General features: G+C 59.3%; 11 protein-coding genes. 3 read left to right on the forward strand and 8 right to left on the reverse strand.

The features are described 5' to 3' along the window. Positions 1–99 precede the first annotated feature (99 nt). On the forward strand, positions 100–1,533 hold the full coding sequence (locus JXQ78_RS09915) for a carotenoid oxygenase family protein (protein ID WP_330630602.1): 1,434 nt from the start codon (positions 100–102) through the stop codon (positions 1,531–1,533). 11 nt (positions 1,534–1,544) lie between these two features. On the opposite strand, the gene JXQ78_RS09920 is transcribed toward JXQ78_RS09915, so the two are convergent. From JXQ78_RS09920 to JXQ78_RS09940, 5 genes are read right to left on the reverse strand one after another with little or no spacing between them, the layout of a single operon-like run. Further along, the gene (locus JXQ78_RS09920) at positions 1,545–1,958 is read right to left on the reverse strand and encodes a hypothetical protein (protein WP_330630603.1); all 414 of its coding nucleotides are present in this window, start codon (positions 1,956–1,958) and stop codon (positions 1,545–1,547) included. A gap of 49 nt (positions 1,959–2,007) precedes the next feature. Beyond that, positions 2,008–2,619 carry an METTL5 family protein gene (locus tag JXQ78_RS09925; RefSeq protein ID WP_330630604.1) on the reverse strand — a complete coding sequence of 204 codons (612 nt, stop codon included), beginning with the start codon at positions 2,617–2,619 and terminating at the stop codon, positions 2,008–2,010. Positions 2,620–2,656: 37 nt separating this feature from the next. Beyond that, on the reverse strand, positions 2,657–3,703 hold the full coding sequence (dph2, locus tag JXQ78_RS09930) for a diphthamide biosynthesis enzyme Dph2 (protein WP_330630605.1): 1,047 nt from the start codon (positions 3,701–3,703) through the stop codon (positions 2,657–2,659). 41 nt (positions 3,704–3,744) lie between these two features. Further along, positions 3,745–6,321 carry a PEP/pyruvate-binding domain-containing protein gene (locus JXQ78_RS09935; protein WP_330630606.1) on the reverse strand — a complete coding sequence of 859 codons (2,577 nt, stop codon included), beginning with the start codon at positions 6,319–6,321 and terminating at the stop codon, positions 3,745–3,747. A 52-nt stretch (positions 6,322–6,373) separates the two neighbouring features. Beyond that, a complete protein-coding gene (locus JXQ78_RS09940) occupies positions 6,374–7,570 on the reverse strand; it encodes an MFS transporter (protein WP_330630607.1) in 1,197 nt (398 codons plus the stop codon). Positions 7,571–7,879: 309 nt separating this feature from the next. Here JXQ78_RS09940 and JXQ78_RS09945 point away from each other — a divergent pair, with 309 nt between their 5' ends. Together JXQ78_RS09945 and JXQ78_RS09950 are read left to right on the forward strand one after the other, a co-directional pair. Further along, positions 7,880–9,007, forward strand: coding sequence for a glycosyltransferase family 2 protein (locus JXQ78_RS09945; protein ID WP_330630608.1), 1,128 nt, complete (start codon positions 7,880–7,882; stop codon positions 9,005–9,007). 48 nt (positions 9,008–9,055) lie between these two features. Beyond that, positions 9,056–9,457: a YlbF family regulator gene (locus tag JXQ78_RS09950; RefSeq protein WP_330630609.1), complete on the forward strand. Its 402-nt coding sequence runs from the start codon at positions 9,056–9,058 to the stop codon at positions 9,455–9,457. Here the strand turns inward: JXQ78_RS09950 and JXQ78_RS09955 are convergent. The 3 genes from JXQ78_RS09955 to JXQ78_RS09965 are packed head-to-tail and all read right to left on the reverse strand — an operon-like array spanning position 9,448 to position 14,335. Further along, entirely contained in the window at positions 9,448–10,059 is a 612-nt protein-coding gene (locus JXQ78_RS09955) for a GrpB family protein (protein ID WP_330630610.1), read from the reverse strand. The two genes, JXQ78_RS09950 and JXQ78_RS09955, sit on opposite strands and share 10 nt — an antisense overlap. A gap of 9 nt (positions 10,060–10,068) precedes the next feature. Further along, positions 10,069–12,744 (reverse strand): AAA domain-containing protein, encoded by a 2,676-nt coding sequence (locus JXQ78_RS09960; RefSeq protein WP_330630611.1) that lies wholly within the window; start codon positions 12,742–12,744, stop codon positions 10,069–10,071. A 46-nt stretch (positions 12,745–12,790) separates the two neighbouring features. Then, complete coding sequence (locus JXQ78_RS09965; RefSeq protein ID WP_330630612.1) at positions 12,791–14,335, reverse strand: helicase HerA domain-containing protein; 1,545 nt, start codon at positions 14,333–14,335, stop codon at positions 12,791–12,793. Between the last annotated feature and the right edge of the window lie 69 nt (positions 14,336–14,404).

Here is a 14,404-nt window from a genome sequence, read left to right on the forward strand (position 1 = left end):
ACCATTCCAACAGACTCCCAATATCTATTGCCATCTATTATTGTTCTATAACATTTTCCCCACAATATATTTTATATGATTATAGAATGAATATATTGTATGGGCACGGAGAATCGGATTGCTCCCCGTGAGTCGTCTCACGCGATCGGCTTTCGATCCGTTACTCCCGAGCAGCTTGAGCGAACGCTCACGGTCGAAGGAACGATTCCATCGTGGCTCACCGGGACCTATGTCGTGAACGGCCCGGCGAAGTTCGAGACGAGAGAGCGCTCGCTCAGCCACTGGTTCGACGGCTTCGGGATGCTCCACCGATTTCGGTTCGACGGCGACCGCGTGCACTATCGGCGTCGGTTCGTCGAGAGCGGTGCGTACACCCACGCACGCGACACGGAAACGCTGGGCTACCGGGAGTTCGCCACTGATCCCTCTGAGAGCTGTTTCGATCGTGCGGTCTCGCTGCTCGCGCCGCCGTCGGTGACCGACAACGCAAACGGACCACTCGCCCGCTATGGCGACCGATACGTTGTGACATCGGAGTCCCCAGGAGCGATCGAATTCGATCCGGAAACGCTCTCGACTGTCGGCCAAATCACGTTCGAGGACGATCTCGTCGGACAGGTTTCGTGTGCACATCCCCAGTACGATCCAATCGCCGACGAGACGATAACCTTCTTGACACGAATTGCTCGACAGAGCAGCTACACCGTGGTCCGGATAGCCGACGGAAAGCGAGAGCCGATCGCTTCGATCGCGGTCGATCGCCCCTGTTATATGCATAGCTTCGCGCTAACGCCGACGTACGTGGTGCTGGTGGAGTTTCCGTACGCTATGAATCCGTTCACCTTTCGACTCAGCGACCGGCCGTTCATCGAGCAGTTCGACTGGCGACCGGAGCGAGGGACACGGCTGCTAGTGTTCGATCGCTCCTCTGGGCGGTTGCTCGCAAAGCCACGGATGGACGCCTTCTTCGCGCTTCACCACGTCAATGCGTTCGAGCGTCCGGGCGAGCTGTTGCTGGATCTGCTCACATATCCCACCCCCAAGATCGTCGAGGCGTTTTCGCTCGATTCGATCAGAAACGACCGGATGTCAATTCCGTCGGGCCGTCTCCGACGGGTTCGACTCACGATTGACGACTGGTTGGTCTCCTCGCGAACACTGGTTGCATCACCGCTCGAATGGCCACAGATTGTCGGGCACCGTCGTACTCACCCTTACCAGTTCGTCTACGGTGTTGGCAAAAGCGATCCGTCATCGTTCTACGACCGGCTGTTGAAGCTCGAAACGACCGGTCGAACGACCTGCTGGCACGAACCAGCCACATATCCCGGCGAACCGACGGTTGTTCCAGCACCAACTCCCGCGTCCGAAGACGATGGTGTGGTCCTCTCGCTCGTCCTCGATGGTACTGATGAGCGTTCGTTTGTGCTCGTCCTCGACGGAGAAACGTTCACCGAACTGGCACGCGTCCCGCTTGATCACCCGATTCCGTATCCGAGACACGGCCAGTACTACTCGACGGACGAGTGCTGATCGAGAATCGATCACGAACAGGCTTCGCTCAGTGATTCGCGGTGGACCTCCTTGAAGATAGCATCGCCGCCACCGTCGACTTTGAGCTGTGTGCTGAACCATTTGAGATCCGCACTGTCAGTCTGTGGAACGGCATACACCGGCACGACCGCAACGTGGGTTCGTTGGTTCGTGGTCACCGGAAACCGCTTGAGTACGTCACCAGCGTCGCTGTCACACTCGGTGGAGGTGACGATCTGTACCTCGCCCGTCGTTGGTTGGTCATTGGTCCAGGCGATCGCAGCGTGGGTTTCGTTGATTCGCTCGGTAGTCACCTCCGGCTCGCTCACCCCCGAAAGGGCATCGATTCCAGTGGTGCCCAGCCACAGCACTGCGACGATCCCAATGGCGATGAACGACCCAACCAACACACTTCTCCGTTCCATATCACACCAATGCCATCTCATTGCAAATTATTTGTGGGTAACTCGTCGGTCACCATTCGATTCGATAGGCCTCGGCATCGATCGTTCGGCGTCCTTCGGTGTGGAATTCAAAGCTGTGTGTCACATCGAACGCGAGCGAGAACGCGTGTGTGATCGTGCCGCCGTGTTCACCAACAAATGCCGTGAGAAACTCCTTACTGCCAGCGTTGTGGATCGAGTACGAGACGGCTCCAATGTCGGCAGCAGTCCGCAAAAACGGGCGATCTGCGTGCACGTTCGTCTTCTGTGCGCCAAACGGGGGATTCATCACGACTGTGACGCCATCGCAGTCGATGGGTGGCGAGCTGACATCGCCCTGAATCCACTGCGGTGGGGATGTGAGCAACAATTGACGCTCGTTGCGCTGTGCGACGACCAGTGCGTCTCGATCGCGCTCGATACCGAGCACAGATCTCGCCCCTGCGAGGACCGTTCCGAGCGCGAGCACGCCGGTTCCACAGCCAAGATCGACGACCGGTCGATCGAGGTCGTCATAGAGCGTGGCGAGATGACAGAGATGGGCCGCGACGTCGCCCGGCGTTCGATACTGTTCGAGCGACGCCGTCGGAGCGTCAAAACCCGCAAGCTGAGAAAGTTCCCGTTCGAGCTGCGACCGTCGCATGGATCGCCTACGCGTGGTATGCAGAAAACGCCGGCGGTCACCACGTTCCGTGGAACGTATCGAACGAGAGCGACTCTAACGGCTCGTTGCCGACGGCGATCTCGTACTCGCCGGGTGTGAGCATCGGTTTGTGGAACCGTGGGCCATCATCAGTGGTGATCCGCGGACAGCCGGTGTTCACGAACGCGTCCATATCGAAGTTCCGGAGTCGATCGGGTGTCACCTCGTCCATGGTGATCAGATACGCGTTATCGTTGTTCTCGACGATATCGGTCGCCACATCCCAGCGTCCCTGGCCAATTTTCGTACAGAAGATCACACCCCAGCGCTCTGCGTCCATTGCCCGGTGGACCGCACCGAAACGCTGTTTCATGAACTGCTCGGTGTCGGCAATGGTGACCACGTTGTTCACCGGATCAGCTATTACGACGCGTTTGTCAGGATGCTCCATGGCGAGCCCCAGCGGGTGGAACTTGCCGCCCCCAACGTAGAGAATCTGCTCGGCGTCGATGTCGGCACTGGCGTAGTTACAGCCCAACACTTGCCCCTCGTGAGTGAGTCGCTCGTCACCACGTCGGGTATGGACGGTGTAGCCCTGTGTTTCGAGCCACGAGCGCATGTCATCGAACAGATTCATGTGCTGGGCGGTCGTTACTAGCCCCACATCCGTTTCGGGCAGCTCGTCGATCGCCTCTGTCATGATCGGCTCGACATCGACGTTGGAAAAGAGCGGCACGTAGATGATCTTCTCCGATTCTTTCATCGGCGAATGACCAAAGTGGACGAACACGTCCGTGCGACGCATTAGATACGTGTCGAGATCGCACGCACCGTAACAGGGCTGCCCAGAGATCATCACCGTAACGTCATCATCGAGCAACGTCCGAAGATCGTCGGCAACGGCCGGCCCACGCCGTTTCAACCCTTCAGGAAACTGCAATCCGACGGTTGCTGCCTCGCGTTCTTCGACCGCGCTGACGATCCGGTCGAGTTCGTAATCCCATTCGCGGTCGTGTTTCAACGAGAGGCCCGTTCGCGTGAGGTCGCCCTCGGTCGGATTCGATTCTGGCGATCCATGACTCATTGTCAAATGGAGTGGATCGGGGCGGATAACCGGTGTGGTTCCTACTCGAGCGGTTCGACGACACCGCTTTCCCCGTCGATTCGTACACAGTCGCCGGTTTCGAGTCGGTCTGGCGCGTCGGCGACGGATGCCACTGCCGGCAGGCCATATTCTCGTGCGACCAGCGCGCCGTGACTGAGCTGGCCACCAACCGCCATCACCAGCCCGCTCGCGTTCACGAACAGCGGCGTCCAGCCCGGACCACACGCTGGTGCGACGAGAATTTCACCCGGTTTGATCGTCTCCGCGCTGGGATCGGTGATCACCCGGACACGCCCCTCAACGACACCATCGGAGACGCCCACGCCAACCAGCGCATCATCAGGAACGTCGTCGCGCTCGATTGCTCCCATGATCGTTTCGCCATCACTGAGTATTACGGGCGGTGGTGTTAGCTGTTTGTGGCGATCGAACGCCCGCCGTCGGTCACTGATTGGCGCGTCAATTGGCGTGCCCGCGAGTGCCGTCCGCAGTTCGTCAGGGTGCAAAAACCAGACATCGTCCGGGTTCTCGAGCGTGCCGTCTCGTGTGAGTCGTTCGCCGGCCTCTGCGAACGTGTCGTGAGCCACGTCTAAAAGCCGTGCGACGCCGTGTTTTGGGAGCTCTCGCGTCTGGATTGCACCGCGATACGTGTTGATTGCACGAGCCAGCAGCCACCGCCGGATGGGGCCACCGGTTCGTGCTTCGAGCAGCGTCTGGGAACGTTCGGCCGCTTTCTGGAGCGCTTCAATCCGTTGGTCATGCTCCTGTTCCTCGTCGATTCGCGCGCGAATCGTCGCCAGCAACGGCTCCGGATCGTCCTTCCATCGTGGATTGCTGATGTCGAATTCGCCGGTTGCACGGTGGCCATACTCCTCGAGAATCGACTCGAACGCCTCGAGAAACGCTGGTCCCCCTGGTTTCGTCTCGAGTTCGTCTAGCGTGGCGCCGCGTTCGAGTGCATCGGCCAGTTCTGGGTGCTCGGCGGCGATCGTGGCACAGGCCTCTAGCTCGCCCGTGAGCGTGGTGATCAACTCTTCCGGAAACCCACGACCGACGGCGTTCACCGCCGCGCTGGTTTCGGGATCATCTCCGAACCGATAGTTGAGCCACTGATCGACTGCGATGGCGGCGTAGAGCGCGCCGACCGGGGGATAGTCGAAGGCCGTTTCGCTGTCCCCCAGCACGGCAGAAACACGCTCATCGATCGATTCGTGCGCCGTCATCTGACGGGCCAGCTCAGCACCCCATTCGTTCCACCGTGCGTGTTCGTCGGCCGGCGGCCTGGTCCCTCCTATGAGCGCACCGACAAAATCGCCAAAGAGCGAGCCCCACATCGGAACGAACGCCGTTGCGAGCTCCACTAGCTGCCCGAGCGACTCGCGTGACAACCGACTGTTTGGGCGGTCGGTTCTCGTTCGAAGATCCGACAGCGCGGCACCGATCGAGCCGTTGATCGACCCGAACATGCGTTCGATCAGCAGCCATCCACCTGGCATCGACAGCATCGCGGTAACGTCGATGTACAGCCGTCCACCGGCTTTTACGAGCAACTGATCTGCATCCGCACTCACCATCGAGCGAGCGGTTTCGATCCAGAACGCAGACGCGAGCGGTGGCATGGCGTTTGCGTACGCCTGTCCGTGGCCGACGCTGATGTAGACGTGTCGTTGGTCGTCATCCGGCTGGGGCGAGGGCCGGGGAAACAGCGTGGTGATCGGTCTGGCCTGGAGGATGATCGGCGTGCCCTCGACGATCGCCCATTCGATGTCCTGAGACATTCCCAACGCCGCTTCAATTTGCTTGCTCACTCCGACGAGCTTGTCGATCTCAGAGGCCGAAAGGATCGGTTCGTCGCCCACGGCAGCATACTCCACGATGGTATCCGCTCTCAGATCATACCGGAGTTCGTCTGTCGATTCGGTGCCAGCAACGACGCCAGTTCCGAGCCCGCGTGTGGCCTCAATCACGGCCGTCGAGCGCGAACCACTCTGTGGATCGGCCGTGAACAGCACCCCCGCGCTTTCTGGATGCACCTGTTGTTGTATGAGTACGGCCATAGCAATCTCGTCATGATCGATATTCTGTTCGAGTCTGTAGCTGACCGCACGCTCTGTGAACAGACTCGCCAGACAGTCTCGAATCCGGTCGATCACGTCGGCCCGTTCTACGTCGAGATAGGTCTCGTACTGGCCGGCGAACGACTGTCCAGGCTGGTCTTCGGCAGTTCCACTCGATCTGACGGCGTACGTTTCGCCTGGAACGGCCGAGAGCGCGTCATCGATTTCGGATCGGAGGCTCTCGGGGAGCGACTGCTCGCGAATCCGTTCTCGACATTGTTCGGCGTGTGCTGCGATCGACTGCGTTTCGTCGGGGTCGCAGCTATCGAGCCGATCGATTTCCTCGATGAGGAGCTCACGAAGCGACTCAGTGTACCAGCGTGTCGTCACACAGATTGCTGGCGGAACGAAAATCCCAGCATCGAGCAACCGTGAAAGTGTCGCTGCCTTTCCGCCGACGGCCGCCGTTGGCAGGCGACCGGCTGGCGCGTTGGCGAGTGAAACGACGTACGGGTTCGAACCGCCGGTGTCGGACGACACAGATGCTGTTAGTACTCTGTCGAAGGCTATCATCATTGGGGGTCCCTCTCAGTCAGTGTGTCTCGGTTTCAGTTGAGAGATCATTCCTGACCGGACTGGTTGTCTGCCAGAGCAGCCCACAGATCACTGTGGCCGTGAGACCAGCCACCGAGAGCGCATTGATGACGCCGACTCGATCGACCAGCAGGCCCCCGCCAACGTTTGCGGTGCTTGCTGCGATCGAGAACACCATCGACGCGCCCGAAAGGATCGTCGCCCGCCCAACATCGCCGATTCGATCGTTGAGATACTGATTCTGCAGCGGTGTGAGCAGCGTTCTGAGCGATCGGCTCAGAAATAACACGCCTACGATCGCAACTGGTGTGACAGCGGGAAGGAGGTAGATCCCTCCGATTACCGGCATCACTAGCCAGAAGACGCCATGGATTCCAAAACGGCGCTGGAACCAGTCAGTCCCACCGGCAACGACCGCCGAAACGAGCTTGAATCCCGCATACAGCAGTCCCATCTGCGCCACTGGCACGCCAACCGCGAGCGCAGCAGGCTGTTCGAACGTTCTGGTCATCGAGGCGAGCGCATAGATCACTGCGGCGTACACCACAAACCACCGGATTGTGGATCGACCGAGTTGCATTCGAAGGATCGACATCGCCCGCTCGACGGTGAACGGCGTGGAATCAGCGGCTCTCCCCCCGGGTTCGGGGAGAGACAGCAATACTGGGATTCCGGCCCCTACCAGGAGAGCGTTCGCGAGAAACGGAACGAGCCAGTCGATTGCGGCAAGATAGCCGCTCAGGGCGGCCGTCAGGGCCGAGGTTCCGAGCATCAATGCGCGTGCGCGTCCCGCAATCGCACCGAATCGATCGGTCGCGTCTTTGCGAGCGAGCAACTCGTACAACAACGCATCACTCGTCCCCGAGGCCATCGTCCAGCCGATTGCCCAGACGAACTGCAACGCCATGTAGCCAATTGGTGTCTCGATCCAGACGTACGACAACAGCGCCGCCACAGAGAGGAGTTTGCCACAGATCAACGAGTTTCGGCGACCGAGCCGATCCCCAACGTAGCCCGTCGGAATCTCAGCTCCCACCATTCCGATGGTGAACGCAGCCTGTATCATCCCGAGTGCAAGTCCACCGAACCCCCGAACTTCTAGTAAATACACCGTTCCCACGGGAAGGTAGAATCCGAACGACCGAGTAACACTGTACAGATAGTACTGACCAATCGAAGTCCGCCGGGATAGCACTACTTCATTCTAATACATCCAAAAACAAATATTATTCCTGAATTGAATTCCTGTATGATATTAGGTATATACGAACACCACGAGCAATCTGACGGTACAGCAAAATGATTGTGTAATAAAACTGGGAAAGCGAACCAGATATCATCAAATCCTCCCGTTATCGGCCATGATTCAGGGATAAATAATTAATAGCAAATATTGGTTTCATCCGACATGGTATCTATCAGCACACAATTCGTTGTATCACAAACGTTCATTGTAGATATGTCAGTGAAAAGGTTAATCTCGGGGTAGCACATTATCCTGCCAATGGTCGTAGGAGAATCATTTCATTTTATCACATCAATCCTCCTGTGGGGTATCGTGCTTCTCTCGCTTGGCCTGGTGGGATACTGGTTGTATCTATTGGTTGTTGTGGGCCGTCGGACGGAGTCACGACCGATCGAACACGAGCCCGAAGCCGTTCAGGTTCGAATTTTGACGATCGACAGCGAGTCGGTCGTTCAGGAGGCAGTAAACGCGATTCCGGAGTCGGTGACCGACCGGCACGTCATCGCCGAAGCCCCGCTGTCGATCGACGGCGCTACTGTTCACGTCGTCCCGGATTCGTTCGACTGTGATGCCATTCGGAAGGGACGCGCGCTCGAGTGGGCACGTCGAAACGTGCCATGTTCGAGAGAGTTCGTCCTCTATCTCGACGAGGATACGGATATGAGCACGTTCACGGGCTTACCGGACGCGGATGTCATTCAGTTTCGCGAACGGCCCTGGCGCACAGGATCGCTGTTGTGTTATCTTGCGGAACTGTATCGAATGGGTGCGCAGCTCGAACAGCGCGCGTTTCCGTCGCTTGCGGTGCCGCTGTACGCCTGGGGTGGCGGGATTGCCATTCGGCAATCGATCGAGGATCGCGTGACCTGGGATCGACCGTCAATCATCGAGGATACCACGTTCGTCTGGGATGCGGCTGGGGCGATCGACGATCTGGAGTTTGCGGTTGCGTCGGATCAGTTCCGAACGCAGGCCCCGCCGACGATCCGCGCGCTGATCGGACAGCGTCGGCGCTGGTTTGCCGGCTCCTGGCAGAACGCAGGCCAGCTTTCTGCTGGCTATCGTGCGATCACCACCTTCCGAAATTTGGCGTGGGCCGTCTCCGCAATCGTTCCGCTGATCATGCTCTTGCCGACGGTTGCACCGGATACGGTCATCTTTGGTACCGTCTTCGAAGAACTCTCGGTCCTGATCGTCGTGGCACTCATGGTGTGGATACTTCTTGGCGTTCGCTATCACGACGAGTCAATTCCAATTGCAGTGCTGTCTGTCGTGTTGTTGCCGCTGGTGAGCGTTCTTCACTCGGTCGGTGCGTTTGTTGGGCTGTTGGTACCACCGCGGACCTTTTCGGTAACCGAAAAGGTCGATCCACCAGCCCAGCAGTGAGCTCCTCGTTTCGGTATCCCTAAACGCTCGGCTCTCGAACGTGATGGCATGAGCACCGAGACGGCCGCCGAGACGGATTCCGTGCCAGAAGCGACGGTAACCAGACTGGCGAGCGAACTGGGTACGGCGATCACCGACCTTCCTACCTACCAGGCCTTCATTGACGCCAAAGCGCGCGTCGAGAACAGCGAGGAGGCCCAACAGTCGGTCCGCGAGTTCGAACAGCTCCGCGAGGAGTTCATGCTTGCGCGCCAGACCGGCAACGCGACGGATGAAGACCTCCAGCAGCTCCAGGCTGCTCAGGAACAACTCCATGATATTCCCGTTATGGCGGAGTATCTCGAGTTGCAAGCCGACCTCGAACGCGAGCTTCAGGAGCTCAACAAGATGATTTCTGCGCCGCTGGCCGTCGATTTCGGTGAGAAGGCGGGCGGCTGCTGTCAGGACTGAGCGTCGAGGACCGGTATCTCAAACGGATACGCAAAGCGCTCGCTGGTGGCTGCAGTCGCGAGGAGTCGCTCGATGATCGGCGTTTTTCCACGAGAGTACTCCGTGAGGTCGTCCGTTTCTGTGGCTAGCTCGCGTTTCGTTCGCTCGTATTCGCGTTGTAGCTGTTCGTCTGCCCTGAGAACGTCACGCGTCACGACACTAATTTTCCAGCCCACATCAGAGATTCCGAAGACATGATCGTTGAATCGCTGGCCGTCGTGGCGACGGAACACGGGCTGCCACCCGTCTGAATTTTCTATTCGGGTTCCACCGAGATCGTCTGCGATCAGCCTAGAAACACGCTCGACGGCGTCGTCGGCAACCACAACATCCAGATCGACAATCGGTTTCGCCCTGAGCCCCCGAACGGCCGTCGATCCAACGTGTTCAATCCGTTCGATCGGGCCGTCGATCGTCCCGACAACGGCCTCAATTCGCTCGCGCTCGTCGTGAAACGCTGTTTGCCACCGCTCGTGTGCGGATGGTTGTAGCTCGATCGGGTCGTCGTTCGGATCGACCATACGCCCGGTTGGCGCAGTCGCACAAATCGCTTGTGCGGTCATGGTAGTCGTTCACGAACGCTGTGCCCATTCGAGCATGCGCTCGTAGAACGGATCACTCCGCAGGGCCGTTTCGTCGCCAACGAGACAGAGCGTCTTTTTCGCCCGCGTGAGTGCGACGTTAATCCGGCGTCTGTCCTCGAAGATCGGACTCTCGAGCTCGTCGGTCGCGACGAATGAGACGATGATCACGGCCTTCGAGGAGCCCTGAAAGCGATCGACGGTGTCCACGGTAATTGCATCAGCAACGAGCTGTGAGATCGCACCCACCTGTGCCCTGAACGGCGCGATCACGCCGATGTCCTCGGCTGGCACGCCCGCCGCTCGATACGCTTCGATGAGTGTACCGATCCGTTCTGCCTCCGTCCGGTTGACGTTACCGCTCGTCTTCCCGTCTGGATCGACGAACACCACGCCATCGTCGAGGTGGTCGGGAAGCGATTGCTCTGAGACACCTGGCAGATCGTCGAGCTGCTGGCTCGCGACGGCTGGCGTGGCGGGTCGCAAGGCTCCATCGTAGAACTCCTCGGAGGCAAACCACTGGATCCGCTGTGACATTCGATACTGCCTGGTGAGTGTGATCGCGGCGTCCGGAAACGCCTCGAACAGCCGCTCGAACAGCGACCGGGAGAGATCAATGGGATCGTCGTCGTCGAAATCGGCGCGCACCACGGGTGGAAGCTGCTGGTGGTCGCCAACGAGGACGAATCGGTCGGCCTGATTGATCGCACAGAGCGTCCCCGGCTCAGTGAGCTGACTCGCCTCATCAACGATCGCCACGTCGAACGAACACTCAGACAACACCGGCGAGCTCCCACACGTTGCGGTGGTAGCGGCGACGATTGGCGCGGATTCGAGCTGCTCGACCCGGTCGTCGGGATCGCCACGGGGATCAAGCCGTGCGTCTTGCATCGACTCGCTGACGCCGTGTTCGGTACCGATCCTGACGAAGTCCGTACAGCCGAGTTCGCGGAGCTGTTCTAACGCATTGTCGACCGCCCGATTCGTGAACGCAGAGAGCAACACCCGCTGGTCGCGTTCGAGCAATGCCTGCACGATATGCGCGAGCGTGTACGTTTTTCCAGTTCCTGGTGGCCCATGGACCAGCGCGCAGTCGTTTGCGCCGACCGCCATCTGGACGGCAGTGTTTTGCTGTTCGTTCGAATCGATGAATGTCGTCTCGACCGGCTCGAACGCTGGTTCGCGCCGATCGAACAGCAGATCGCGCCGGGCTGGCTCACCCTTCAGTATCGCGTCGTGGACGCCGCTCAGCAGACGATTCAGTCCGTAATCCGACGGATAGACGTCGAGACGACGCAGTTCGATCGGTTCGTCGGTGTTGATCGCGACGGTCGTGTGCGTTCCGTCGTCGCTCAGCGAGAGAACGCGCGCAAGCTCTGCATCTCCCCGGGTGGGATGGCCATCGCTTGCTAGCACGACATCCCCTGGTCTAATCTTCGAAATCGCGCTCTGGCCAGTTGCCCGGCAGTTCCAGGTGCCATCGGGCTGTTGTGTCGTTCCCGCCGGTTCGAGATCGATCAACGCCTCGTCGTTCGCCGCTCGTTCCGTTGCGGGTTCTTTCCAGAGCCGTGCGTACGCCCGGTGGACCGCCCGCCGTTCGGTTTCGATCGCCTGACAGAGCACATCGAAGTAGCGTCGTTCGGCCGCTGGGAGCGCAGAGCCAATCGCTCCAGCTTTCGACTCCTGATCGAGCCGACCAGCAACCACCATACACGTGTCCTGCTCGAAACAGTACTCACAGATCGCGTCTGCCTCATAGCCGGTTGGAACCGTGCCGGCACATTCGGTGGCCACCAGCTCGTTGCGTGCCCTGACGACATAGCGCAACAGCCCCGAACCGATCGAGAACTCCTTGGCCGGCGAGAGATCGCCGGGCGTTTCGGCACGATCCAGCGCGGCGTTTTTCGTGTACAACAGCGTTCCAGTGTCTGGCGGCGTCTCGTTTCGTTCACCGAGCAACAGCGCATAGCACGCCGCCTGGATCTTGTCTTCGAATCGAGGCTCGCGCTTGGTGTTTTTTCCCGTCTTCAGCTCTACGGGACCACCACGGCGGACCGCGTCGGCTCGGCCCCTGATTCCGAACGTGTCACTCAGCAGCGTCTGCTCAGATCGCCACTCGTCGGTATCACCGAGCGTTCCCTGGTTCAGCCAGCCCTCGATCGCCTGGGCATGGTCGCGAACGTCCGCCAGCACGCTCTCGCGGTCGCGACCCAACAGTCCGAGCTCCAGGCCGGCCTCCTCGACGCGGTCATCGATCGACGCCTCGAGCTCGCGACCACGGAGGAGATCACCGAACACCTCGTGGACGAGCGATCCCTTGATGAGTGGATAGGAGAGTGATGCGTTCGTGAACTTGCTCAGATAATACTGGCGAGGACATTGCACCCACTCACGAATGTCGGTCACCGTAACGACGTACGTTGGCTCGACGATCACATAGGAGTCACTCGATGTCGTCCATTCACCGGCCCCTAGCTGGGTGGCTCCAGTCACACACAGATCCATTCCGGGCTCGAGGACCTCTGCTGTCTCCGACCAGCGATCGGCCATCGCAATCGTCGCCGTCCGCCGGTCTGCACGCGTCGCCCGAATTGTCACGGTGGCGTCGCCGGTGCTGGAGCCGCCACCTGTCGGTTCGATATCGAGTACTGGGCCACGGAGATCCACATCAACAGTCGATCGACACGCGAAAATGAGAGTGTCGGTTGGTAAATCAGAACGTCTGTGTGTCTTTCACGAGCAGCTCCCACTCGATCGTTGCCAGGGATCTCGATCCATCGTCGCTACCACGAGTGTCGTCTGCGATCGCCGCCGGCGCGGAGTAGGTGTACGTCCCACGACCCACGTGCGTGATGAGCGATTCGTTGCGGAGAAGATTGTTTCGCTGGTAGGCTGCCGTCCGGTCTGCGGTGCCCGTCGCGTTACGGTAAGCCTCGAGTGGTGTGAGCGGTCCGTCGGTGTAGTAGTTGGCGAGCATGGCACGTGTCTCCTCATCCAGGGATTCGAGTCGCTGGGCGAACTGTTCGACGGCAGATGACGATTCGGTTGCTTGTGCCGATTCGGTCTCCGGTCTCGATTCATCACCGTCGCCGGTGATACCGTTTTCATCGGTGGTTGCCGCTCGTTGTGTGTCAAAATCGTCCACCTTTGGAGAAGATGCTCCGTTGACACCATTTTCGGCCGTGGATTTCGCCACCGCATCCTCCACCTCTCGGCTCTCGTGTTCGTCAGCGTGGGTGACGAACGCCGACGTGAACTGTTCAGCCAGCTCCCGGAGATCCCGCGCCTGTTGAAGCTCGCGTTCAAGTTGCTCAATGCGATCGTTTTTGGCGGCGAGTTCGGCTTCGAGTGCCTCGATTCGCGCGTTTCGATCTTTATCCTGATTCGCGATCGATTCGAGTTCATCAACGACCGTCTCCTCGACGGACTTCAGCGAGGGGCGCTCGACCGACTCGAGCCCTGGTGTTGCTCCCGCGTCGAACGTCTCCTTTCGGTCGAACTGTATGCGCTGGATATCTGACGACCAGTCGGTTCGCAAAAATGCCTCGCCGTCTTCGAGCGTCTCCACTGCCTGTGCGTACGTCCCGTCCAGCACCCGACGGACGACCTGTGTGTCGTTTTTCCAGGTGAGTCGGTGCCAACATCGCCAGTCACACTGAGTGATGAAGTCCTTTTTCACGTCGGCCGGTCGCTGACTGATGCCGATCATTCCGAGACCCCGCTTTCGCCCGCGTTTGCCGATCTTGATCAACATCCGCCCACAATCGTCGAGCCCACCGCTCTGTGGAATGTACTCGTGAATCTCCTCGACGAGAAGCAAAAACGGCCGCTTGATCGTTCGTTCTTTTGCGAACAGCTGGCGGGTAAGCGCCGTCAACAACGAGCGAGCGTCCGATTCGTCCAGATACGACGAGCTGTCAAGAATGATCGGTACGTTCTCCTCAAGTGCCAGCGTCGCCAGCTTTTCGGCGTGTTCCGGTCCGACGCGGACGTCACACTCCTCGTCGTCACCGACGTGGAGCACTTCATACTGCTCTTTCAACCCGAAGTACTCTCCATCGATATCCACGATCAACAGCGCGTAGCCCCGGTCTAGCAGTCGCTCGGCGATCACACTCACCGAATTTGACTTTCCGGCTCCGGACTTTCCAGTCACGAATCCGCGACCGGTCAGCACGTCAACGATCGGCAGTGAGACTCGCTCTCCCTCGTTCGGGCCATCGCGTATCGTTCCGATGTTGATCGGCTCGTCTGCCATTCGTCTGTGTTCGGACACTCATCCCCGACCATATAACTTTCCGTCAGACGACTCCCTGTCAGGTGGGAT

It is taken from the genome of Halocatena halophila (genome assembly GCA_027563145.1).
In the GTDB taxonomy this organism is placed as follows: Archaea; Halobacteriota; Halobacteria; order Halobacteriales; family Haloarculaceae; genus Halocatena; species Halocatena halophila.